At 44.1% G+C, this 24103-nt stretch carries 18 protein-coding genes and 2 riboswitches; of the genes, 4 read left to right on the forward strand and 14 right to left on the reverse strand.

The features are described 5' to 3' along the window. Positions 1 to 174: 174 nt before the first annotated feature. Complete coding sequence (thiT, locus tag UFB30_RS14365; RefSeq protein WP_322422392.1) at positions 175 to 747, reverse strand: energy-coupled thiamine transporter ThiT; 573 nt, start codon at positions 745 to 747, stop codon at positions 175 to 177. Positions 748 to 855: 108 nt separating this feature from the next. Continuing rightward, a riboswitch (TPP riboswitch) is annotated at positions 856 to 957 on the reverse strand. A gap of 108 nt (positions 958 to 1065) precedes the next feature. Between thiT and UFB30_RS14370 the strand changes: the two genes are divergently transcribed. After that, positions 1066 to 2088, forward strand: a complete 1023-nt coding sequence (locus UFB30_RS14370) for an FUSC family protein (protein WP_322422393.1) — start codon at positions 1066 to 1068, stop codon at positions 2086 to 2088. 184 nt (positions 2089 to 2272) lie between these two features. On the opposite strand, the gene metH is transcribed toward UFB30_RS14370, so the two are convergent. The 3 genes from metH to UFB30_RS14385 all read right to left on the reverse strand — a co-directional run bounded on the left by metH (position 2273) and on the right by UFB30_RS14385 (position 8578). After that, positions 2273 to 5740, reverse strand: a complete 3468-nt coding sequence (gene metH, locus UFB30_RS14375) for a methionine synthase (protein WP_435390893.1) — start codon at positions 5738 to 5740, stop codon at positions 2273 to 2275. Next, positions 5688 to 7538 (reverse strand): bifunctional homocysteine S-methyltransferase/methylenetetrahydrofolate reductase, encoded by a 1851-nt coding sequence (locus tag UFB30_RS14380; RefSeq protein WP_322422395.1) that lies wholly within the window; start codon positions 7536 to 7538, stop codon positions 5688 to 5690. Before UFB30_RS14380 ends, metH begins: the two co-directional genes overlap by 53 nt. An 83-nt stretch (positions 7539 to 7621) precedes the next feature. Beyond that, a riboswitch (SAM riboswitch) is annotated at positions 7622 to 7728 on the reverse strand. A 319-nt stretch (positions 7729 to 8047) separates the two neighbouring features. Beyond that, entirely contained in the window at positions 8048 to 8578 is a 531-nt protein-coding gene (locus UFB30_RS14385; RefSeq protein WP_322422396.1) for a DUF4352 domain-containing protein, read from the reverse strand. A gap of 149 nt (positions 8579 to 8727) precedes the next feature. On the opposite strand from UFB30_RS14385, the gene UFB30_RS14390 reads away from it, so the two are divergent. Then, positions 8728 to 9369, forward strand: a complete 642-nt coding sequence (locus UFB30_RS14390; protein ID WP_322422397.1) for an SOS response-associated peptidase — start codon at positions 8728 to 8730, stop codon at positions 9367 to 9369. Positions 9370 to 9392: 23 nt separating this feature from the next. On the opposite strand, the gene UFB30_RS14395 is transcribed toward UFB30_RS14390, so the two are convergent. The 8 genes from UFB30_RS14395 to UFB30_RS14430 all read right to left on the reverse strand — a co-directional run bounded on the left by UFB30_RS14395 (position 9393) and on the right by UFB30_RS14430 (position 18994). After that, positions 9393 to 10049 carry a potassium channel family protein gene (locus UFB30_RS14395; RefSeq protein ID WP_322422398.1) on the reverse strand — a complete coding sequence of 219 codons (657 nt, stop codon included), beginning with the start codon at positions 10047 to 10049 and terminating at the stop codon, positions 9393 to 9395. 29 nt (positions 10050 to 10078) lie between these two features. After that, positions 10079 to 10825 (reverse strand): STAS domain-containing protein, encoded by a 747-nt coding sequence (locus tag UFB30_RS14400; RefSeq protein ID WP_322422399.1) that lies wholly within the window; start codon positions 10823 to 10825, stop codon positions 10079 to 10081. A 3-nt stretch (positions 10826 to 10828) separates the two neighbouring features. Further along, the gene (locus UFB30_RS14405; RefSeq protein WP_322422400.1) at positions 10829 to 11488 is read right to left on the reverse strand and encodes a cobalamin B12-binding domain-containing protein; all 660 of its coding nucleotides are present in this window, start codon (positions 11486 to 11488) and stop codon (positions 10829 to 10831) included. A 92-nt stretch (positions 11489 to 11580) separates the two neighbouring features. Continuing rightward, positions 11581 to 12696, reverse strand: coding sequence for a DEAD/DEAH box helicase (locus tag UFB30_RS14410; protein ID WP_322422401.1), 1116 nt, complete (start codon positions 12694 to 12696; stop codon positions 11581 to 11583). A gap of 140 nt (positions 12697 to 12836) precedes the next feature. Then, positions 12837 to 14672 carry an ABC transporter ATP-binding protein gene (locus tag UFB30_RS14415; RefSeq protein ID WP_322422402.1) on the reverse strand — a complete coding sequence of 612 codons (1836 nt, stop codon included), beginning with the start codon at positions 14670 to 14672 and terminating at the stop codon, positions 12837 to 12839. After that, positions 14662 to 16392: an ABC transporter ATP-binding protein gene (locus UFB30_RS14420; RefSeq protein ID WP_322422403.1), complete on the reverse strand. Its 1731-nt coding sequence runs from the start codon at positions 16390 to 16392 to the stop codon at positions 14662 to 14664. The genes UFB30_RS14415 and UFB30_RS14420 overlap by 11 nt, the downstream gene beginning before the upstream one ends. Before the next feature lie 185 nt (positions 16393 to 16577). Beyond that, on the reverse strand, positions 16578 to 18098 hold the full coding sequence (locus tag UFB30_RS14425) for a potassium/proton antiporter (protein ID WP_322422404.1): 1521 nt from the start codon (positions 18096 to 18098) through the stop codon (positions 16578 to 16580). A gap of 377 nt (positions 18099 to 18475) precedes the next feature. Next, positions 18476 to 18994 (reverse strand): type 1 glutamine amidotransferase domain-containing protein, encoded by a 519-nt coding sequence (locus UFB30_RS14430; protein WP_322422405.1) that lies wholly within the window; start codon positions 18992 to 18994, stop codon positions 18476 to 18478. Between the two features lie 210 nt (positions 18995 to 19204). Between UFB30_RS14430 and UFB30_RS14435 the strand changes: the two genes are divergently transcribed. Together UFB30_RS14435 and UFB30_RS14440 are read left to right on the forward strand one after the other, a co-directional pair. Then, complete coding sequence (locus UFB30_RS14435; protein ID WP_322422406.1) at positions 19205 to 19501, forward strand: DUF6509 family protein; 297 nt, start codon at positions 19205 to 19207, stop codon at positions 19499 to 19501. 510 nt (positions 19502 to 20011) lie between these two features. Continuing rightward, positions 20012 to 21877 (forward strand): methyl-accepting chemotaxis protein, encoded by a 1866-nt coding sequence (locus tag UFB30_RS14440; RefSeq protein ID WP_322422407.1) that lies wholly within the window; start codon positions 20012 to 20014, stop codon positions 21875 to 21877. A gap of 317 nt (positions 21878 to 22194) precedes the next feature. Here UFB30_RS14440 and UFB30_RS14445 read toward each other — a convergent pair whose 3' ends face one another. Then, a complete protein-coding gene (locus tag UFB30_RS14445) occupies positions 22195 to 23505 on the reverse strand; it encodes a DUF4179 domain-containing protein (RefSeq protein WP_322422408.1) in 1311 nt (436 codons plus the stop codon). Beyond that, positions 23492 to 24016: a sigma-70 family RNA polymerase sigma factor gene (locus UFB30_RS14450; RefSeq protein WP_322422409.1), complete on the reverse strand. Its 525-nt coding sequence runs from the start codon at positions 24014 to 24016 to the stop codon at positions 23492 to 23494. Before UFB30_RS14450 ends, UFB30_RS14445 begins: the two co-directional genes overlap by 14 nt. Between the last annotated feature and the right edge of the window lie 87 nt (positions 24017 to 24103).

Genomic DNA, 24103 nt, shown 5'->3' on the forward strand with positions numbered 1-24103 from the left:
AGCGGAGCGTAAGGCGGCGACTCCGGCGGGATATGACGGACAGGTGAGACCCCGCAGGTGCGAAGCGTCCGAGGAGGCCCACCGCCGGCCCCGCGGAAAGCGCCCGCCTGAAGCGGAGTGAAACGATTAAGAGGATGCGACACTATGTCACATCCTCATTTGCATACATATAAGTTAAGCACTTGTCATCTGACGGTTGGTTGCAACTCTTGGGACTGAAATCAGCAGCGTTGCCATGACAATAGATGTCAGGATGAATGCAGGGCCCATGTAAGAGCCGTTATAGCCAAGTGAGAACAGCCATGCCGGTACGCCTTCGCTTCCCGATCCGAAAAAAATAACGCCGGCAAGGAAGTGGCACACGAATCTCATTAATGCCCCGATAAATACACCGATTGTAATGTACGTAGCTGCTTTCTTCATAGCGCCTTCTTCAAGTGAGCGTTTTACTGCTCCTGCAAACAGACCTGCAAATCCAATAACCGTAAATGCCAGCGGGTAATCAAGAATTCCCTGAACAGGATCAATGATATACGCTCCGAACATTGTCTGCAGCAGACCTACAAGAAATCCTGTCAGCAGGCCCCCTTTTAAGCCCCAGCGAAATGCCATCAGTACGATTGGGACCATCACAAAACTGATTGATCCGCCCTGTGGCCAGAGACTGAAGGAAAACTGGTCAAGGATAATTCCGATTGCAGAAAAGATCGCAACCTCCACTAGAAATAATAACTTTTTACGCTCCATTTTTTCTTCCTCCTATTGCGAAATTGATGCAGCTCGCACAGAGGGGAATTCAACGGGCCACTCCATATAAAAAAGGCCCCGGGGATAGAAACCCGGGACCCTGAAAAAGTCCGTTTCCATCCACATTCCTGCGTAAGCATTAACTTACAGGTTCGAAGGGTCTGAACAAATTGTTCACTCTCAGCCAATATGGCTCCCCTTGTGGAAATTGCATCTATTAATATTGTAACTTATATTCTGAATCATGTCATCTCCCCCACATTTTGTATGCTATACTATAACACGTCTTATTTACTCAGAAAGGAGGTCCCATTTCACATGCAGTGGTTAAAGAAAAGATTTATAGGCGGCAGGATACTGAAAACCGGTGTTGCGGTATTTTTAACTGCACTGATCTGTCAGTTGTTTAATTTACCTGTGGTTTTTGCAGTCATCACAGCAATTGTCACAATTGAACCGACAGCAGCCGACTCTATTAAAAAAGGCCTGATCCGTTTTCCTGCATCTGCAATCGGGGCCTCTATTGCGATGCTCGCCACTTTTCTGCTGGGCGATACAGCGATTACATATACAATTTCGGCCGTTTTGACGATCTGGATCTGTTATAAGCTGAAGCTTGATGCAGGTATGCTGGTTGCGACACTTACAGCAGTCGCAATGATTCCCGGCACAGAAGATCACTTTCTGCTTGAATTTATTAAGAGGCTCGGAACAACCGGAATCGGAATTTTAACGTCAACACTCGTGAACTTTTTACTGATGCCGCCTAAATATAAAGATCAGATTATTTCACTCATTTCAGGCGCACAATCAAAGCTCACTCAACTGCTCGCTGAAAGAATGAATGAACTGCTGGACCAGAAAAACTCACCAATGAATCTGGAATCCGCATCTAACCAGCTTCGCACCCAGCTTGACCGTGCAGATATGTTTTGCAGATTCCAGCTGCAGGAATGGCACTATCATTCATATAAACGTGAGGAAATGAATGAGATTCAGACACTGCAAAAAAAGATTTATCTGCTGAGGCAGCTGTCTTTTCATTTAGCAAACCTCATATCACTGCCATCAGATGATGCACCTGTGTGGTCAATTGAAGAAAAGCATGCCGTCCGTACACTTGTATCACAGCTCAACAACCGGATTATCAGAACGGGTGAACAGGAGCCGATGGACGCCGATGCTCTGGCGCTTCTGCGACATGAACTAAAAGGTGAGACGGATGAAGAAGAGCTGCCGGATAAAAGTTATATTTATTTTGAATTATTGACGATTCATGCACTGTTAAAGAAGCGCAGATCTTTTGTGAAGGTGCCAAGTGCGAAGCCGGAGGAGCTATAATATTAGTACATGCGAAAAGCCGGGGATTGCTCCCCGGCTTTTCATAGGTCTAAAGATACTTTTCTAAGAACATCCCCTGTTTTTCTACGAACCATGCATGGTTTTCTAAGAACATCCTCTTTTTTCTACGAACATACATTATTTATCCACGAACAGCAGTCATCTTTCTAAGAACCAACAACAACTACATCACATTAAAATACCTCGCATCAGGATGCGCAAACACAATCGCAGACACACTTGCCTCAGGTTCCATCATAAAGCCGTCTGTCAGCTGAACGCCGATCTCCTCAGGACGGATCAGCTTAAACAGTTTCTCCTGGTCCTCAAGCTCAGGACACGCCGGGTAGCCGAATGAGAAGCGCTGCCCCTGATATTTTGCACTGAAGCGTTCCTGCATTGTAAAGTCAACCGGATCCGGGAAGCCCCAGCGGTCTCTCATCTGCTGATGCAGCAGCTCTGCAAAGCCTTCAGCTGTTTCAAGTGCAAGTGCCTGAAGCGCATGACTTTCAAGAAACCTGCCTTCTTCTTTGTATTGCTGTGCTTTTTCGCGGATTCCCCTGCCGGCAGTGACAGTAAAGAATCCAACGTAGTCCATTACGCCGCTTTCTTTTGAACGGAGATAATCAGCGAGGCACAGATATGGTGCTCTTGGCTGACGCGGGAATGTAAAGCGTTCAATCTCCTGACCCGTTTCAGGGTGATAGATAATGACATCATCACCTTCACTTTGAGCAGGGAAGAACTGATAAACAGCAGCAGGTGTAATTAATCCTTCCCGCTTCACATCTTCAATGAGATGATCTACGGTTTCTTTCACCTTCAGTGTTTTTTCATCTTTTTCTTCAAGCAGCCTTGAGATTTTTCCTTTCACACCAAGGTGATGACCAAGGAGCATCTGCATATTGATATAGGCTTCAACGTGAGCGACTGAATAAGAGCTGATCACGTGGCGCTTTGTATCATTTGGTACAAATACCGTTGCTTCTGCTACAGACGGTTTTTTAAGCACACCTACTGCTGCTTCCCTTGTTGGTCTCGGCTCCTGTGCCTGAAGCTTTTCCTGTTTGGCGAGAATTTCTTCGCTGAGCTTTGCACGCTCAAGCTCATCCTGCAGCTGGTTGGCAAGGCTGAGTCCGTTCATGGCGTCTTTTGCATATAAGACGAGTCCATCATAATTGTTTGAGATCTTCGAATCTACAAATTTACGTGACAGGGCTGCACCCCCAACCAGGATTGGTACTTCAAGTCCTTTTTCACGCATATCCCCGGCAGTAATGACCATTTGCTGCGCTGATTTAACCAGCAGACCTGATAAACCGACAATATCCGGTTTTTCACGTTCAATCGCCTCAATTAACTCAGGCGGCGTTACTTTGATCCCGAGGTCCACTACCTCATATCCGTTATTACTTAAAATAATTTCAACGAGGTTTTTACCGATATCGTGCACGTCTCCTTTAACGGTTGCAAGGATCACTTTCCCTTTGGAAGAAGACTCATCAGTTGCTTCCATATGCGGTTCAAGGAAGGCAACGGCTGCTTTCATCACTTCAGCACTCTGGAGCACTTCGGCAACGATCAGCTGATTATCATTGAACAGTCTGCCTACTTCTTTCATACCCGTCATTAAAGGCCCGTTAATGATCGACAACGGCTCATCAAACTCTTTTAGTGCCTGTTCCAGGTCGGGAAGCAGTCCTTCTTTCGTTCCTTCAACGACATAATAGGCTAGCCTTTCATCCAGCGTCATATCCGGAAGATCAGAAATGGTTTCTTTCTTTTTCCCACGGTAAAATGCCGTGAAGTCAGCGAGTGTTTCGTCAGTGGTTTCAAATAAAAGCTTTTCAGCCATTTTGACTTCTTCAGGATCAATGGAGGCAAAGCGTTCAAGCTTTTCTGTGTTAACAATCGCATAATCCAGACCAGCGAGTGTACAGTGATACAGGTATACAGCGTTTAACACTTCACGTCCAACCGGCGGGAGACCGAATGAAACATTACTGACGCCCAGCACAGTCTGCGTCTCCGGAAAGGCTTCTTTAATTAACCGGATCCCTTCAACTGTGGCGTTGGCGGAACCGATATACTGCTCATCACCTGTTCCGACCGGGAAGACAAGCGGATCAAAAATAATATCTGTCGGATCCACACCGTAATCTTCTGTTAAAATTTTGTAGGAGCGTTCAGCAATTTCAAGCTTTCTTTCAGCTGTCACACCCATTCCTTTTTCATCAATCGTGCCGACAACCAGTGCGGCACCGTATTGTTTGGCAAGCGGTACAACTGCATCAAAACGTTCCAGTCCGTCTTCAAGGTTGATTGAATTGATAATTGACTTACCCTGTGAATAGCGCAGCGCCTTTTCAATGACCTTTTCGTCAGTTGAATCAATGACAAGCGGCACTTTAACTTTTTTAACGACTTCCTGCATAAAGACTTCCATGTCCGCTTCTTCTTCACGATCGGGGTCCGCAAGACAGATATCAATGACATGCGCACCCTTTTTCACCTGGGCGCGTGCAATTTCAGAAGCCTCTTCAATTTTACCTTCTGCGATCAGGCGCTTGAATTTTCTTGAGCCGATGACGTTTGTACGCTCACCGATCATCAGCGGGCGCATCGACGGATCATCATAGATCAGCGGCTCAATACCGGATACCGTGTGCTCTTTTTTAGGCTTATGTCTACGCGGCTCATAATGCTTCATGGCTTCAGCGATCGCTTTGATATGTGCAGGCGTTGTCCCGCAGCAGCCGCCAACAATGTTCAGCCAGCCTTTTTCAGCAAATCCGCTCAGCTTTTTCGCAAGGGTCTCAGGTGTTTCATGATAGACACCTTCTTCATCAGGCAGTCCGGCATTCGGATAACAGCTGACATAAGACTGATTGATTTCTGAAAGTGAACGGATATGATCCTGCATAAACTCAGGTCCTGTTGCGCAGTTCAGCCCCACGGATACAGGGTTCATATGCTCAACGCTGATATAAAAAGAGTCTATTGTCTGACCCGCAAGCGTTGTTCCCATCGGCTCAATTGTCCCTGAGATCATCAGCGGCAGTTCTTTACCTGTTTTCTTGAATGCATCCTGAATACCGAGGAAGGCACTTTTAACGTTCAGTAAATCCTGACTCGTCTCAATTAATAACAGATCCGCACCGCCATCGATCAGCCCTTTTGCCTGTTCAGCATAAGACGCTTTCAACTGTTCAAAAGTGGCGCCTCCTGTTACGCTTAACGTTTTTGTTGTAGGACCCATAGAGCCTGCAACAAATCGCGGGCGCTCTTCAGTAGACCATTTCGCAGCGGATTTTTTCGCAATTTCAGCGCCAAGACGAGACAGTTTATACGCATCAGAAGCGATATCATACTCTTCCAGCACCACGCTCATACTGCCAAATGTATTAGTTTCCACGATATCTGCACCTGCTTCAAAGTAGGCGTCATGGATTTTTTCTAATAAATCCGGACGTGTACGGTTCAGGTTTTCGTTACACCCTTCAAGGTCTTCCCCACCGAAATCTTCTGCTGTCAGGTTCGCATCCTGTAGCATCGTGCCCATCGCACCGTCCATAATCAGGATTCTTTTCTCAAGCTGTTCATTGAATAATGTGCGCACGTTGGTTTCCTCCTCGCTTTGCCGCCTGCTCATTGGCATAGCGTGTTAGTTCTGCTGTCATTTCATAGCGCATAAATGGTGTAATCAGGTAGATGCCATTAAACAGATCAAGCGCTGTATCAATTAGAGACTTTGTAATCGCAAGCCCTTCCTGATATGACTTTTCACGATCTCCTGACACTGCAGCCATGCGGTCTCTTACCTGCTCAGTCAATTTGATACCCGGTACTTCATTATGCAGAAAATCTGCATTTTTACTGCTTGTCAGCGGCATCAGACCAATATATACAGGTTTGCCAAGATCTTTTACTGCTTCAGCTGTCTGAATCAGCTTTTCCTCTGAAAATACAGGCTGACTCATAAAGTAATCAGCGCCGGCTGAGATTTTTTTCTCAAGACGCTGTACCGCTCTTTCCACACTTCTGACATTCGGGTTAAAAGCGGCGCCAATGGTAAAGGATGCTTTTTCTCCGAGGTCTTTCCCTGACATGGACATCCCGTTATTCAGCTGTTGAATCATTTCGATCAGTTCAAACGATGATACGTCGTAAACTGAAGCCGCACCAGGGAAATCCCCAACCTTTGTCGGATCACCTGTGACAGCAAGTATATCGTGAAGTCCAAGTGTATGAAGTCCCATCAGGTGACTTTGGAGGCCGATCAGGTTACGGTCTCTGCACGTTAAATGAACGAGCGGACGCACACCCTGCTGCTTAATCAAATAACCGAGTGATTCATTGGAAACGCGCGGGCTTGCCAGGGAATTATCAGCAAGTGTAACGGCATCCGCTCCTGCTGCGCCTAGTGCTTTCGCGCCTTCAATAAAGGTATCTGTATACAGCTTTTTAGGAGGGTCCAGTTCAACAATGACTGACTTGCGGTCTCTGACAATGTCTGTGAGCGGCTCAGGCAGATCCTTCTGTCTTGAGCGCACCACGATTTTTTCAGCTTTCTCTACTCTTTTTTCAGTAATTGGTTCAAGACCTTTCAAAGCCCGACTGAATGCTCTGATATGATCAGGTGTCGTTCCGCAGCACCCACCAAGCAGTCTCACGCCCTGTTCTCTGAATGCAGGCGCCACCTCTCCAAAATAATCGGCATTGTTGCTGTACTGAAGAGAACCTTCTGAGTAAGATGGAAGACTGGCATTTGGATAACAGGACAGATACGCCTTTTCCGGCAGCGGCACCTGCTCAAGTGACTTAATCATATGGAATGGTCCCTGCCTGCAATTCAGCCCGACTACATCCGCTCCAAGCTGTTCAAGCTCAAGCAGTGCTTCAGCGACCGGCTTACCATTTTGCATGACATCCGGCTCCTGAACCGAAATATGCGCGATAATTGGCAGATCCGTTTCTTTTCTGGCAATTTCAATGACTGCTGCCAGTTCCTCAAAATCGTAATACGTTTCAAACAGTAAACCGTCTACTCCCTCTAACAGTAAACAGTAAAGCTGTTCCCGGAATGTCCGCTTAATTTCATTCAGATCAATGGACTGTGGACGGAAGCTTCTGATCCCGCCGATTGTACCGAGAATAAACGTATCTTCTTTTGCCGCAGCCTTCGCGTTTTTAACAGCTGCAGTATTAATTTCTTTTACTTTTTCCTCGAGACCGTATCGCTCAAGCTTATGATAATTTGCTCCATAAGTATTTGTCTGAATGACATCTGCTCCTGCATCTATATAAGCCTGATGAATCTGCTGTATATGTGTTGCATGTGAAAGATTTAATTCTTCAAAGCACTGGTCAGAACCATATGAATACAGGAGGGTTCCCATTGCGCCATCACCAATCAGTATCCGTTTTTTCATTTCTTCAAGTAAATTCATTTCGTCACCCTTCCTGCTTAATAACGTGTATATACAAAAAAGCCCTCTTTCATCATAGATAAGAAGGCTTTAGACAACTAAGCTTCTTATCTTCCCTGCCTATTTGCAGGATGGATTTAGCACCTTTTCACTGATGTGAAGGTTGCTGAGGTTTCAACGGGCCTTGTCCCTACGCCTCTCTTGATAAGAATCCACGCTATTCAATTAATTATGACAACTTTACAAGAAAGAGGGCTGTTGTGTCAATAGGAGCGGTGATTAAAGTGTATTTAAATGTGATCTGGTTCATTCTCTTAAAAAAAGAGCCCGGGACCAGGCCTCAGACTCTTGAATCGTTTCGCTGCGCTTCAGGCGGACGCTTTCCGGACGGAGGTTGCTGAGCCTCCTCAGCCTGCGGCTTCCGGGGTCTCAGCTTCCCTCTATTCGTCCCGGAGTCGCCGCCTTCCGCTCCGCTACACTAATATTTCATTAAAAATTCTATATTTTTACTCTACATATTTAAAAACAACTTAATCTAAAGATGTAATTCCCGGCAGTCTCCATTCAACTTCTTCTTCACCGATTGTGCCTAAGAGTTTGAATGCAGTTGTTGATGCTGATTCGTATTGCAGTGAGCCTTCAGCTGTTTCTCCTGCTGCGATTGTCCATTCTGATGGATCGCCGTATGCCGTTTTCTCTTCGTCTGAAAGATCTGTCAGTGTAAAGTCTTCTGATGATAATGATACTTCTTCTTCACCGTTATTGGTCACTGTCATGTTAATTTCAAACATACGGTTTGTGTCATCGATCTGTTCTGCTACGCCTGTGTCAGTAACTGTTAGCGTGATGTCACCCGCTGTCACTTCGTCCCCAACGAGATACAGTTCAGGTTCAGCGCTTTCTTCGCTTTCAGACTCCTCTGCTGAAGTATCCTCTGTCTCTTCTGCCGCTTCTTCTGTTGCTGTTTCTTCTTCTGTTTCTGCTGACTCTGATGATTCGTCTGAGCAGGCTGCCAGCATAAGTGCAGCTGCCATTGCAGATACTAACCAAAATTTCTTCATATGGAAAACCCTCCTGAATATGTATGTCTGGGTTCAGTATGATTCGTAAATCGAAACAAATCAACTAATTACCTTTAAAAGGAAATAAGTTTAAATCTTCTCTATCTTCGCAATATTTTGTTAGAATTCATTTAAAGGAGAGATGTATAATGTGCGGAAGATTTTCGCTGGTAGAAGCGATGTATAATCTGCAGCAATATTATCAATTCGAAATGCGAGATGATTTTCTTTATACACCTAACGAAAACCTTGCACCGAGTCAGCAGGCTGCAGCTGTCGTTCAGTTAAATGGCACCCGTTATCCAGCTTCATTCAGGTGGGGGCTGATTCCGCCATTTGCAAAAGATGAAAAGATTGGTTACAAAACGTTTAATGCGCGGTCTGAAACAGTAGCAGAAAAGCCAAGCTTCAGGAAAGCCTTTGGGTCAAAGCGCTGTCTTATACCGGCAAGCTCGTTTTATGAATGGAAAAAGTCAGGGAAAGAAAAACAGCCTTTTGAGATTAAGAGGCTTGACGGAGAACCGATCACATTTGCAGGCTTATGGGAGTCATGGCGGAATGGGGACGAGATCATCAGAAGCTGTACAATCTTAACAACTGAACCAAATGATCTGATGGCTGATATTCATAACAGAATGCCCGTTATACTTGAGAAAGACAGGTTCAATCAGTGGCTGAATCCGGAAGAAAATAAAGACTCTCTTAAACAGCTCCTGAAGCCATGTGCAAACGGGCTGCTGAAGGCTGAAGCAATTTCAGACGACAGATTTAAAAGGTCCGGCACCTCTTAGTTAAGAGATGACGGACCTTTTTGTTATACACCCTGTTTTTCAAAACGGTGAAGCTTTCTATTCTCACCAATGACAATCAGAACATCGTCTTTTTCAATCCGGTCATCCCCGCTAGGTGATACAAGCATATCGTGCCTTCTGTAAATTCCGACAATGTTACAGCCAAATCGGTTTCTGACATTCAGTGCAGCGATTGTTTTGCCGATAATTTTTGGCGTTGCCTTAATTTCGACCATTGAATGCTCTTCAGACAGTTCAACATAATCAATAAAATGCTTTGAAGCCAGACGGTGGGCAATTCGTCGTGCCATATCTTTTTCGGGACGGATGACACGTGTTGCACCTATCTTTTCAAGAACCTTCTGATGATACAGACTGGAGGCTTTTACCCAGATTTCCTTGACTCCAAGATCAGTGAGAATAATCGTTGTTAAAATACTTGCTTCAATATTTTCCCCAAATGATACAACAACCAGATCAAAGTTTCTGATTCCGGCCTGAATCAGAAGCTGTTCATCCTGTGCATCTCCCTGGATGACATGTGTAGCAATATCAAAGTATTTATCCACTAACTCTGCATTGCGGTCCATCGCAAACACTTCTGCACCGATTTCGTGGAATTCTTCAACAAGATGTCCACCAAAGCTGCCCAGTCCGAGTACTGCAAATTGTTTGTTCATGTCAATCCTTCTTTCTCATTCACTTACTTTTAATAAACAATACGTGAGAGCTTATCCTCCAGGTTATTTATAAAAGTAAGCTTTTGCATCGTTTTGATCTGATGAAGAAATGGAGCGTGCTCCGGCTTCACTCCGGTTATTGTACACTCAGTTCCGAACAGTGAAAAGCCTTTAATCATTTTTATTAATTCATCAACACCTGCGTTGTCCATCTGACCGACTGATTGCAGGTCTATAATCACTTCATCGATGTGATTCGCATAAATATTATTTAAAATCCGCTGCTGATTATTTTGGATCAGAGTAACGTTTAAATCCCCGAAGATTGGGATCAGCACAATCGCACCAGTTAAATGTATGGCAGCAGTACTTAATTCATTAATACGTACAAATGACTTTTCAAGTTCATTCTTTTTTAAAATCAGTTCCATATCACTTTCTTCAAGACGGCGCTGATGTTCTTTCACTTTATTCATCAGCTGAACAATCATATGATCTTCCTGCTGGAGGATCATAACCGCCTGGTGTTCATCCCACTCGATTTGGACGGTAAACAGTGAAATGGTTCCTTCTACAGTGACTAAATTCAACTCTAACTTTTCTACATGCTTATCCTGTATAAATCTGACGGCTTTTTCCCGGCTTTCATGATCAACCCAATCGAGAAATGAAGCGGATCTGCCAAGCAGTTTCAGTGCTTTGCCCGAAGCTTCTACTATATTTAATGAATGATCAATGATCACCACAGGCATCGGCATGGCATTAAGGTGGATCAACTTTTATTTTCCTCCTTTAGTGCGATCTGTCAGCCAGGCAGATAGCTCGCTTCCTTCCTGAATGATCGTTACCTTCGTGTCATCAGCTTTATCGAGCAGCTGATCAGGAAGTGATAGGAATCTTCCGCCGATCAGCAGTTCAATGTTTTCAAAGCGTTCCATCAGTCTCTGTATATATGAAGGGACTTTTTCTCCCTGCTTCAGCATACTTGCCGACATCCCTATCACATCCGGCTCCCAGTTCACTGCCATTGTTAATACAAACTCAACAGGCAGATTAGCACCCATAAGGCGGACTTCATAGCCATTTTCCTCAAAGATCTGTGCAATCATACGGATGCCAAGGTCATGCTCCTCCTGTTCAACACAGAAAAATAAAGCTCTTCCCTGATCCTGTACTTTATTTTTAATTCTTGGCAGTAAAACTTCATGCTTATAACGCGCCAGTGTAAAATCACACGTAGTCGTTGCAAGGTGTTCATCTGCAACTGAGATTTCATTCTCCTGCCACTTCTTTCCGATCTCAACCATTGCAGGTGTCAACAGTTGATAAAATATATCTTCAGTGGAAGTTCCATTTTCCACTTCATTCATGACATACTCCCATGCCTTTTCCTGATCTCCATCAAGCAGAACATGTGTGAAATCCGTTACGGTTTCCATGATATGATCACTCCTTAATTTTTCGAGTGTCTAACTTATATACAGATTTTCGTTGTTCTGCTACAGAAAGTCAACTATTCCACTTTCAGGGTTCAGACAGACTGCCACTCACCGCGGTACATCGTCACCTCTTCAAGCTCTACACCCAATTCCTTTGTATATCGCTTAATTTTTTTCACTTCCCCCGGGGTCACAAAGGATAGAACCGTTCCCTTTGCTCCTGCCCGGCCTGTTCTGCCTGAACGGTGGATATACTGATCAAGTGATTCGGCAGCATCCATATGAATCACATAAGTGACTTCCTCAATATCAAGCCCTCTTGTTGCAAGGTCTGTCGCTAACAGAAGCGGCAGCTCGCCCTTACGGAATTTACGCATTGAGGCTGCTCTTTCTTCTTTCGTCAAGTCACTATGCAGCACAGCGATTTCAAGGTTTTTGTAGTTCAGTTTTTCTGCAGCCGTCATAACATCAAGTACTTCCTGCATGAATGCCAATGACTTTTCCTGTTTCATGGAATCCATCCGGACCATTCTTCTGATCATATCGATTTTTTCACGGTGCTCGCAGACCATATACTGATGACGGACATCTCCCTGCAGTACTTCTTCACGCCCTACTTTAATGACCTCAGGGGACTTCATGATTCCTTTACCGTCTTCAATTACTTCCTCAGGTAAAGTGGCGGAAAACATCGCCATCTGTCTCTGATCAGCAAGCGTGCTTTTAATGATCTGTCCAATTGACTCTCTATGTTCCGGCAAAAGAAGCTGATCTGCTTCATCCAGGATTACGGTTCTGATCTCATGTGTTTTCAGTTTCTTTTGTTTAATCAGCTCAAGAATTCTGCCTGGTGTACCGACGATCACATGCGGCTGTTTTTTCAACTTTTCAAGCTGTCTTTTCGGGTTCGCTCCACCAATAATGGATGCAGATTTCATTCCGGCATCTTTCCCCCACTGCTGCAGCACATCGAGTATCTGCATTGACAGCTCCTTAGATGGGGCAAGGATCAATGCCTGTGGAAGCTTTTGATCAGCCTTAAGGTTTTCAATCAGGGGCAACACATAAGAAAGTGTTTTCCCTGTTCCTGTTGGCGATTCCGCAATTACATCTATTCCTTCTATCATCAGCGGGATGACTTTCTCCTGTACCGCTGTCATTTTTTCAAACCCTGTATCATTCCACTTAGTTAGTGTTTTTTCAAGCATCTTTTCCACTCTCCGTTCATCTCATTGCTTATTATTGTACCATTTTCATTTAAATTACGCAGGAATCAAAAAAGAGACAGGATTTGATGATCCTTGTCTCTGAGTGATCTTATTCAATTCATCATTTGAACAGGCATGTATTAGCCAAGCAGCTGCTCTTTCAGCTGACTGCTTTGCAGGTCTGCATAAAAGCCGTTTTGCTTCAGCAGTTCATCGTGATTTCCTTTTTCAATCAGCTGACCGTTATTAAGCACGAGGATCTGATCAGCGCTTTGAATTGTGTTCAGTCTGTGGGCAATGACAAAGCTTGTTCTGCCTTTCATCAGGACTTCGAGCGCTTCCTGAATTTTAATTTCTGTCACTGTATCAATACTGGATGTGGCTTCATCAAGTATAAGCAGGTCAGGATCTGCCAGCATGGCTCTTGCAATGGCAAGGAGCTGACGCTGTCCCTGACTGATTCCTTCTCCGTCTGCTTTCAGCACAGTACCATAGCCATCAGGCATCTTCCTGATAAAGCTGTCTGCGTTCGCCATGGCTGCAGCTTTTTCAACTTCCTCATCCGTTGCAGTTAATTTTCCGTAACGGATATTTTCACGGATGGTTCCCTGAAACAAAATGGAATCCTGAAGAACAAAAGCCATATGACTTCTCAGACTTGAACGCCTGATCTTCGTCAGGTCAATCCCATCTATCAGCACTTGCCCGCCAGTCGGATTATAAAAACGCGAAAGCAGATTAATAATCGTCGATTTCCCCGCTCCGGTCGGTCCGACAAGCGCAACTGTTTCGCCTGGTGAAACCTTGAGCGAGATACCTTTTAGAATCGGTTCATCTTCTTCATATGAAAAAGAAACATGATCAAATGACACATGCCCCTCAAGCTTTTCAAGATCCCGGGCATGCTTTTCGTCTTTTCTTTCTTCACTTTCATTCATAATATCAAATACACGCTCAGCTCCAGCAACAGCAGATAAAAGCGTATTGAACTGATTGGCCAGATCGTTCAGCGGTCTTGTGAACTGTCTTGAATATTCCACGAAGATCACGATGACACCTATCGTAATATAACCATTCAGCGCAAGGACACCACCGATCAGGGCAATCACTGCAAAGCTCAGGTTATTTAAAAAGTTCATCAGCTTCGGAATAAAGCCTGAGAATGTCTGAGCCCAGAAACCGGCAAGTCTCAGCTTTTCATTTTTCTCTTCAAACTGATGGATCACACGGTCTTCCTGAGAAAAGGTTTTAATGATTCGTTGTCCTGACAGCGTTTCCTGAATATAGCCATTTAATTCGCCAAGATTGCGCTGCTGCTCTTTGAACAATCTTCCTGTTCTTTTCGTGATCCACTTTAACCCGAATACCATGGCAGGGATGACAAGCACTGTAATCAGCGTAAGCAGCGGGCTTAAGTAAAGCATGACTCCCACTGTTCCAACCAGTGTTAATACACTCGAGACAATCTGGATCACTGAGCTGTTCAGCGTCGAGCTGACATTTTCCATATCGTTTGTCACACGGCTCATTAATTCACCATGCTGTCTTTTATCAAAGAATGGAATCGGCAGCTTCTGGAGGTGATTAAACAGCTGCGTTCTCATTGTAAAAACGGTCTGCTGTGCGATTCTGACCATCCACATCGCCTGAAACCACATAGATAGAGAGTAGACCACATACACCGCACCGAGCAGCCAGATCAGCTGAATCAATCCGTTCGCATCACCGGAAACGATATAATCATCAATCGCCATCCCGACCAGAAAAGGTCCAAGGAGTGCCATCGCTGAACTCACCAGCACCATGAACAGAACAAGATAAAGCTTTACTTTATTCATTGAAAGGTAATGCCAGATCTTTTTCACAGTACCCGTGAAATCATCTGCTTTACGCTTTTTGGATCCGGCCGCTGCTTCATCGATTTCTTCAAGAGATCTCCTCTTATATTGAAATGGCCGTCTGATATCATTCAGCATATGGCAATGCCTCCTTCCCTGCCTGAGATTCAACAATTTTTCTGTATAGTCCGGATGTTTTTACAAGCTCATCATGATGACCCGATTCGAGCAGCTTTCCATCTTCAATCAGCAGAATTCTGTCTGAAGCCATCGTTGTACTGATTTTCTGAGTGATCATTATAGTTGTACACTTCAGGTCTTCCAAAGCCTTCAGAAGCCTGGCCTCGGTCTTCATATCCAATGCACTTGTACTGTCATCCAGCAGTAAGATAACCGGTTTTTTCACCAGTGCTCTGGCAATGGACAGCCGCTGCTTTTGCCCACCTGACAGGTTGACACCTTTTTGACCCAGGATTGTGTCGTATTGTTTAGGCAGACTCATAATGGTATCGTGGATCTGTGCCTGCCTGGCTGCTTCCTGTACTTCTTCAAACGTGGCATGTTCATTGCCCCACTTAATATTCTCCTGAATTGTCCCGGTAAACAGCATTGCTTCCTGCGGGACAAACCCAATCTGATTTCTCAGGTTCTTTAACGTCATATCACTGATCGGCTGTCCATCGATTCTTACCGTTCCTTCATTCACATCATAAAGGCGCGGTATCAGCTGAAAAATTGTTGATTTCCCTGACCCTGTACCACCCAGCACAGAAACTCTCTCACCTGCTTTTATAGTAAATGAAAGATCATCCAGTACTTTCATTGAAGTCTCGGGGTATGTAAAGCTGACATGCTCAAACGAGACCTCACCTTTTTTGATCGTGAAATTTTTACTGGACGCCTGATCATACAGGTCAATATCTGTATTCAGCACATCACCGATTCTGGCGCTTGAGGCCTTGGCCCGTGAGAAGACCATAATGATCATTGTGACAATGGACAATGCACCGGTCATTCTGGTTGCATAATTCACAATCGCCACCACTTCCCCTACACTCGCTCCTCCAGTGTTAACTTCAACAGAACCATACCAGAGAATCACAAGGATGCTGATATTCATCAGTAACAGAATGACAGGCATCGTCACTTCGATCAGACGCAGAGCTGATACAGTCTTGTCCATTAACTGTTCGCTGGATTGACGGAATCTTTTCATCTCATGCTTTCCTCTTAAGAAAGCTTTAATCAGACGGATTCCGATCAGATTTTCCTGCATCACATTATTTACGTGATCAAGACGTTCCTGTACGGACTTAAATAAATTTCCCGCTTTACTCATAATAACGACTAAAAACAAGATCAGAACAGGCACTGAAATCACAAGAACGAGTGCAAGCATCGGGTTGACCAGCAGTGCCATAATGACACTCCCAATCACTAAAAGTGGTGCACGCATCATAATCCGGAGACTCATGAAAACAGTGTTTTGAAGCATTGTGACATCATTCGTCAGTCTTGTAATCAGTGATGATGTCGGAAAAACACTGAAATTAGAAAAGGAGAAATCCTGTACTTTTTTGTACAATGCCTCCCTGATATCAAACCCAAAGCTCTGGCTGACATGTGATGAATAAAAAGAGTTAGTAACCCCTGCTGCAAATGCGGCAATTGAACAGCCGATCAGCACTGCCCCCCACATTATGACAGCAGATAAATCATTTTGAAGGATCCCCTGATCAATAATATAAGAAATAATTAAAGGCTGAACGAGTTCAACCGCAAGCTCAGTCAGCATTAAAAAAAGTGCAATAATAATCGCAATTTTATAAGGTGTTAAAAACGAAGTGATTTTTGTCATGCGCATTCTTCCTTCCAGAACATTTGAGACTCGAAATACCTACTCGTACTGTACCATAATTTTGTGACTTTTCAGAGAGATTTGGTCATCTGGTATGTAATTGGTTCTACGTGGTCAACTATTGAAGGCTGAAACATGGATCCAGTCAGAGAGACATTGTAAAAAGACATACAAAAGAGTCAGGCTCAGGAGCCTGACTCTTTTGCTTCACCGTTGTCCATTTCTGCTGCTTCCACTGTTTCCACCTTCTCTTCCTGAATCCATTTCTTCTGATAAAAACGGATTTTCACAAGGTCACGCGTTTTCTTTTTCGTCAGCACATACAGCGTGTCACCTTCCTTCAGTCTGGTGACTCCGGTTGGCGTGAGAATTTTTTCTTTTCTGATCACAGCTGTAATCAGTGTGTATTTCGGAAGTGTAATATCAGCCAGCTTCATTCCTGCAACAGCTGAATCTTTGGGAATCGTTAATTCAACCATTTCCGATTCAGTTTTACCTAATGCGATCAACTCAAGACTGTATGGACTCTGCGGCTTCTCATCTCCCGCAAGCCCCAGTTTATTACCAAGCCAGGATAGCGTTCCACCCTGAATCAGCGCTGAGGTTAAAACAACGAAGAAGACCGTATTGAAGATCAGCATCGCATTCTCCACACCTGCAACAATCGGATAAGTGGCTAATACGATCGGGACCGCACCCTTTAATCCTGCCCAGGAAATAAAGAGCTTTTCTTTCCCGTTATACCTCATCCCAAGCATACTTAAAAAAACACCGACCGGCCGTGCAATCAGCATCAGTATAAGCGATAACAGCATTCCCTGCCAGATCACTTCAAGTAACTGGTTCGGGAAGACGAGCAGACCAAGCATAATAAACATGACAATCTGCATCATCCAGGCAAACCCTTCATTAAATCGCAGGATTGAATGGCGGTAAGGAATTTCATAATTTCCAACCACAACGGCCATGACATAAACAGCCAATAACCCGCTTCCGTTAATAAACGTTGTACCTGCATATGTAAAGATCGCAAACGACAATGCCAGTACCGGATATAATCCCGATGCATCCAGATTGATCTTTGTGATCGCAAGCACTGTTAACCTGCCGAGAACCAAACCTGCAACCAGACCGAGTGACATCTGAATCAGAAAGCCTGAAATCAGTGACCAGATTCCTGTATCAGGCATTTGAATCAGTTCAATAAACATGACTGTTAAAAATACCGCCATCGGATCATTTGTACCTGATTCAGCCTCAAGCGTAGAAGTCAGTTTCGCTTTAATATTTTTTGTGCCGAGAACAGAAAATACAGCTGCTGCATCTGTTGAACCTACAATAGCACCTAATAATAAGCCTTCGAGCCATGACAGGTTCAGAATCCAAACTGCCGCGACACCTACAATCCCGGATGTAATTAGAACACCAGCTGTAGCAAGGGATGTTGATGCTCCAATAACAGGCCTGATGCTTTGCCAGCTGGTTTGTGTACCACCTTCAAAGAGAATAATAATGAGTGCTAATATCCCGACCAGCTGAACAAATTCCGTATTTTCAAAATAGATAAATTCACTGAGAAGCATACCGGCAAGTAAGAAAAGAACAAGAGAGGGCATTCCTAAACGCGAAGAAAACTTTGTAGCGGCTACCCCGATGATCAGCATGGCAGCCATAAAAAAAATCAAACCGTCTACCGTAAAATCCACGTACTCACTCCTTTAAATCGTGCAATAATTAAATTATATCAAAAAACAATTTCAAATACGTTTGTGAAGCATTAAACATTAAGAAAAGGAAGGCGACCGGTCAGCTCTGACAGGTATAAGACGCGCATCGGAAAATGGGTGGTTTCCCCGTTTACCGGTGCGTGGCTTATAACCCGAAGAGCTGGCGCCTGAAGCTGGACACTCAGAAAAGCGGAAGGCGCCCGGTCAGCTCTGACAGGTATAAGACGCGCATCGGAAAACGGGTGGTTTCCCCGTTTACCGGTGCGTGGCTTATAACCCGAAGAGCTGGCGCCTGAAGCTGGACAAAAAAACACCCGGACAGTTTTGAAATAAACCAATCCAGGTGTTCCAGCTAATTAGCTTAAAGCTTTTACAAGTGCATTTCCGTATGCCGGCAGATCAGGTGGTCTTCTGCTGGAAATAATATGACCATCTGTTACAACTGCTTCATCATGCCAGATGGCACCTGCATTCGTCATATCATCTTTAATGCCTGGTGTACTTGTAACATTAACTCCTTTAAGAATATCAGCTGAAATCAGCACCCATCCGGCATGACAGATCTGACCAATCAGTTTCTGATGCTGATTCATGTGCTGAACCATTTCAATCACTTCTTTATAGCGTCTTAACTTATCCGGTGACCATCCGCCAGGAACTAAAATCCCATCATACTCTTGTACGTTAATCTCGTGAAAAGCATAATCACTGACTGCGGGAACGCCGTACTTTCCTTTATATTCATGCCCGTTCTTCTCACCAACGATATGAACGACCACACCTTCTTCTCTCAGCCGCATAACCGGATACCAAAGTTCAAGATCCTCAAAATCATCACTTACCAGTGCAATTACTTTTTTCGCATGTAAATTCATTCATTTACCTCCTCAATTAAAAGTGGATGGCGCTTGCACAGCTGCGACAAGCATAAGACGCTGAACGAAAAAGGGCGACCTTCCCTTTATCGTTCAGTAGCTTATGACTCGAGCAGCTAGCGCCAGGAGCTAGATATTAATTCCTTTCGTACATACCATTACCGCTTTGATGTATACTGAAACAATAACACATGAAAGGTGGATGTATATATGAACATAACAGCTTTTACAGTTGAAAAGATAAATGACACATTCGGTATACTGACAGGAGACCGCTTTGAATTTATGCTTGAGCTTGCGAAAGATGAAGAAGATGAACTGTTTCAGGATGGCGACGTCAGCATCAAAGCGCTATATAAAGTGGAAGATGGCGAAGAGCAGCTGATGAAATACGACCTGATTAAAAGCAGTGACGGACAGGTTTTAAGCTTTGAGCTTGAAGATGAAGAAATTGAAGCAGTTAAATCTTTCTGCAGTGAGCACTGGCAGGAAGCACAGGAAGATTAAGAAGAATATTGATCATAATGGCAGAGATCCCATTCGGGGTTTCTGCTTTTTATATGGAGGATGGTTATTATGCTTAGGCTGTGGATTAGGTCGGGGCATGGTCGTCGATTGACGGTTCGCTGCACTCAGTTGGCGGGTCACTGACGTCGATTGGCGGGGAATTGCACTCAGTTAGCCAGGCACTGACGTCAATCGGCAGTTCACTGCACTCAGTTGGCAGGACAGGGACTTCAATCGGTGGATCACTGCACTCAATTGGCAGGACATGGACGTCAATCGAAGTTTAATTTCACCCAATTACCCTGCCATGACATTCAACAGTTGCCACACAGTCTGCATCATCCGTTTCCCTCTTTTCCCGCCATACAAAACAGTCCAGTCCCCCATAAAAATTTATTGTTTCAATTTCAAGAATCGTCAAAATCTTTTCTTGACTCGAAATACATATTCCCATAAGATTATGATGAAATGATCAATACTTTATACCCATATAACTGGAGGAAGGATGACATGATGAAGGGGTCCGTAGGTCAAAAGCTGGTATCTGCCTTCCTGATTGTTGCACTGATTTTTGCAGCTTCAGGCGCTTATTCATATATTAATATGCGTGCGATGAGCCAGACATTTGAAGATGTCACTGAGTCACTTTTTGAAGCCCGCGCTGAAATACTTGAACTGGAAAGCACTGTACATGAACAAAATAGTACATATAGAGGTTATTTATTATCCTCGCAAACAATTTATCTCGACAGCTTTTATGAACTAAATGATGAAACAGCTGCAATTAGCGAACGAATCGGTACACTGATTGATGACGAGTCTTCACTGCAATTACTGGCATCAATCACGAACAAGAACACTGAGATGCTGACAATTGGAGAGGATCTCCTTCCTCTATTTGAAGCAAACCCTGATATTGCCAGAGTCAGAGCAACAGGAACAATGACGCCGCTTGCCAATCAGCTGACAGGTGAAGCAAATGAGATGATCGACATTATTAATGAAGATATTTCATCTACACTGGAAGAATCCAATGCTTCTATTGCACAGTCACGGACGCTTTCAACCATTATGATGGTTGTTGCATTTATAATTTCCATTTTACTGGGCGTGATTTTAACGTCACGCATCACTAAGCCACTGAAGTCGATGACTGCCATGGCTGAGCGGGTCGCTGATGGCAACTTAACGGATCAGCCGTTGCCAATGAAAGGGAAAGATGAGATCGCCAAGCTTCAGCATTCTTTTATTGCAATGCAGGATAATCTGAAAGGTTTGATTCAGCAAATCTCACTTAATTCAGCTCAGGTAGCCGCTTCATCTGAAGAGCTGTCAGCAAATGCTGAGCAGACTTCAAGAGCAACAGAACAGACGGCGGGTTCAATTGAAGAGATCTCCAGAGGATCTGAGAACCAGGTGTCTGCCGCTGACAGAAGTGTAGAATCCTTGCGCAATGTAACAGTTGGCATTCAGACAATTGCTGAAAGTGCCACTGTGATTGAAAACTATTCTAATGAATCGCTCTCTCATGCAAATGAAGGTGGAACACTGGTTGAAAACACAGTTCAAAATATGGAGGCAATCAGCCACCGGGTTGGTGAATCCGATCAGGCAATTCAAAATTTGTCTTCACGCACGGATGAAATCGGTTCTATTTTAGAAGTGATCAGAGGCATCGCAGATCAGACAAACCTGCTGGCACTCAACGCAGCGATTGAAGCTGCGCGCGCCGGTGAGCACGGCAAAGGGTTTGCTGTTGTGGCGGATGAAGTCAGAAAGCTTGCTGAGCAGTCTGCAGGCTCCACTCATAAAATCAATGACCTGATTTCAGAAATGCAAAAGGATTCTTCAAGATCTGTTGAAACGATGAATGTTGTAAAAGCAGAGGTTGAACGTGGAATTAACGCCGCGCAAGAAACGCGTGAAAAGTTCCAGCTGATTGTCGGGTCTGTTGAACAAATGACAACACAGATTGAACAGATGAATGAAACGGCACAGTCGATCGCTGCAAAGTCAGATGAAGTCACTGAAACTGTCGGCAGCATGACTGGTATTGCCAAAGATACAAACGATCACTCAGCAAGCGTTAGTGCAGCTGCCCAGCAGACACTGGCATCTATGGAAGAAGTAACGTCCTCTGCTGCAGCCTTAACTGGAATGGCAGAAGAACTGCAGGAACTGATTGCAAGGTTTGAGCTTCCGGCTGAAGTAACCTTTAAAGACAACAAATTGTATGAAGAACCCGGCTTTGAAGATGAACACACAGAAGAAACAGATGAATACATGTATATGGATGAACCTGGGTATGAAAGTGAAGACAGGTTTGTCGATGAAAAAGCAGACGAACCATTGCAGGAGCAGTCAAAAATATCATAAATCAACAATTAAGAGGCCGGAGTGTACAACTCCGGCCTTTGACGTGAAATTTGATCTATTTTTATTTTGCCGTGTATACAGTTGGTCAGGCATTTCCCATCAAACTGACCACTCATTCCTTCAAATAAAAATTATTTTCCTTCAAAATAAAATCAATTACTTCAATCCTGAATTTAATTCCTTAATCTCTATTTCCTTAGCGTTATTTCATTCATTTCATGTTTTGATTCCTTAAGCTATCCTATTAATTTCTTCACACACAACCATGTTTCCTTCACCTTCCTGGCACGGGCTAGTGAAGAAAGCATGCATCAGTATCATTCATAAATCCGAATCACTTCATCTGATTCAATCCACCCCGGATAAAAGGCAAACTCAAGAGTCAGCGGATTTTGATAACGGCTGTGTTCAAATCTGAAATCCATCATTGATTTTCCATCATATGAACGGTAGCCGGCTGACGGGATATCAACAGTTTTGCCTTCAGCATCTGTCGCCTGACTGAAAAGGCTGTATCCAAAGTCAGCCCTGTTTATCTCAAGCTCGATCCCCAGGCGGTCAATGGATGTAAACGTGATGCCTGAATCATCCGGTGCTGAAATTACTTTCCCGGTGTCCGTATCAATGGTTACAGCTTCATGCTCCCGTTCAACTGCCTGCACTCTTCCGATCATCATTGAAAGCTCTTCAGGCATATCAAAATAGCTGCTTTCAAAATAAACAGTTCTTGCCTCAGCATCACCGGTGGAGGTCAGTCCGTTCGCTGACTGCTTCCACTCTTCCCCGTTCTCATCTGTCATCTTCATCGCTTCAAAAGCCAGGATTTTTTTCTCATTGGAAGGGTCGGGGATCAGTTCGACACTGGCTCTGATCGGCGAAATGTTTACTTCTTTAATCATGAGTTTCTGACCTTCGATACTGATGGTTTTGTTCAGCTGATACGTTTCAGTTTCAGCTTTTTCAGCAGATAACGTGATCGGTATTTTGATTTCACCCTCAAACACATGCTGATTCTGTCTGTCACCGAAAACCACTGTCAGCTCTCTTCCCGGAGAATAGCCATCTTCGAAGAAAAAGTTAGCTGATCCTGTAAGCACCGTACTTTCAGGGTCTGCATCCAAGTCTGTTCCTGTTGAATAAGACGCATCTACACTTTCATCATTTTTGTCAAGCAAGTCACTCACTGCAAAAAACGGATCTCTTACCGGTTCCGGAATTTCGACAGTATAGAATATGACAAGCCCCTGCTCATCCTGTATGACAGAATCAATCGTGATGATCACGCCATCCCTGGAACGGCTGACGCCGATTGCTTCTATATAATCATTTTCAACCGCTGATTGAAGTCCTCTGTCATCACGGATTAATTCCACAATCCGGTCCATCCCCGGAATGGATGCAATATGTCCTGCCATGACAGAAGATACTCTGACAGTCATGACAAATGAGAGGATCAGGATGGCTGCTGCAGTCAGTGGAATGAACCATTTTTTATATGCACGCTTATTCTTCTGGCGGGCTCTGTTTACCCCTTTTAAAATCGCATCATCCAGACGTTCATCCGGAACTGTCTGCTGTTCAATCTTTTTCTGATAATCTTTTAGATTATTCTCCTCATTTTGATACACGGGTATGCTCCCCCTTCTCAAACCAGCGTTTCAAACGTGATAGTGACTTGTAGAGCTTTGTTTTCACTGTACCTTCAGGCATATTCAGCGCATGTGCGACCTGTGTAATTGTCATATCCTGAAAGTATTTCATATGGACCAGCTCCCTTTCTTCCGGCTCCAGACTGTCGAGTGCTTCTGCGGTTTCTATAAAAGAGGCGTTATCATCAGAGGCTATTCCATTCTCTTCAGTCAGATGAGGTACCATTCTTTTTTTCTTTTTCAGCTCAGTCTGGCAGACATTGATCATAATTCTGATCATCCAGGTTTTAGCATAGACTGGCTGCTTCAGCGTCTGAATTGATTTATAAGCTCTGTAAGTCGTCTCCTGAACTGCTTCAATTGCGTCCTGTTCATTTTTTAAATAAGCGTATGCCGTTCTGTATAAGTCCGTTTTATATGCTTTCATCAGCATGACAAATGCATCTTCATCTCCGCTGACGGCATCAGATGCGATTTTCTCAAGATCCATCTGTCTCCCCCTTTTAATCTCTATCTATATATTAGAACAACTTCCGTTTAAAAAAGTTTTATTTATTTGACTGAAACCTTTTATCTT

The organism is Jeotgalibacillus haloalkalitolerans, assembly GCF_034427455.1.
Taxonomy (GTDB): Bacteria; Bacillota; Bacilli; order Bacillales; family Jeotgalibacillaceae; genus Jeotgalibacillus; species Jeotgalibacillus haloalkalitolerans.

Excerpts from the sequence above, each read along its gene's own strand:
- metH (WP_435390893.1), bottom strand. The coding sequence starts at position 5,740 with ATGAGCAGGCGGCAAAGCGAGGAGGAAACCAACGTGCGCACATTATTC.
- UFB30_RS14430 (WP_322422405.1), bottom strand. The coding sequence starts at position 18,994 with ATGAATTTACATGCGAAAAAAGTAATTGCACTGGTAAGTGATGATTTT.
- UFB30_RS14440 (WP_322422407.1), top strand. The coding sequence starts at position 20,012 with ATGATGAAGGGGTCCGTAGGTCAAAAGCTGGTATCTGCCTTCCTGATT.
- UFB30_RS14385 (WP_322422396.1), bottom strand. The coding sequence starts at position 8,578 with ATGAAGAAATTTTGGTTAGTATCTGCAATGGCAGCTGCACTTATGCTG.
- UFB30_RS14415 (WP_322422402.1), bottom strand. The coding sequence starts at position 14,672 with ATGCTGAATGATATCAGACGGCCATTTCAATATAAGAGGAGATCTCTT.
- UFB30_RS14395 (WP_322422398.1), bottom strand. The coding sequence starts at position 10,049 with ATGAACAAACAATTTGCAGTACTCGGACTGGGCAGCTTTGGTGGACAT.
- thiT (WP_322422392.1), bottom strand. The coding sequence starts at position 747 with ATGGAGCGTAAAAAGTTATTATTTCTAGTGGAGGTTGCGATCTTTTCT.
- UFB30_RS14410 (WP_322422401.1), bottom strand. The coding sequence starts at position 12,696 with ATGCTTGAAAAAACACTAACTAAGTGGAATGATACAGGGTTTGAAAAA.
- UFB30_RS14390 (WP_322422397.1), top strand. The coding sequence starts at position 8,728 with ATGTGCGGAAGATTTTCGCTGGTAGAAGCGATGTATAATCTGCAGCAA.
- UFB30_RS14370 (WP_322422393.1), top strand. The coding sequence starts at position 1,066 with ATGCAGTGGTTAAAGAAAAGATTTATAGGCGGCAGGATACTGAAAACC.
- UFB30_RS14380 (WP_322422395.1), bottom strand. The coding sequence starts at position 7,538 with ATGAATTTACTTGAAGAAATGAAAAAACGGATACTGATTGGTGATGGC.
- UFB30_RS14450 (WP_322422409.1), bottom strand. The coding sequence starts at position 24,016 with ATGGATCTTGAGAAAATCGCATCTGATGCCGTCAGCGGAGATGAAGAT.
- UFB30_RS14420 (WP_322422403.1), bottom strand. The coding sequence starts at position 16,392 with ATGACAAAAATCACTTCGTTTTTAACACCTTATAAAATTGCGATTATT.
- UFB30_RS14435 (WP_322422406.1), top strand. The coding sequence starts at position 19,205 with ATGAACATAACAGCTTTTACAGTTGAAAAGATAAATGACACATTCGGT.
- UFB30_RS14405 (WP_322422400.1), bottom strand. The coding sequence starts at position 11,488 with ATGGAAACCGTAACGGATTTCACACATGTTCTGCTTGATGGAGATCAG.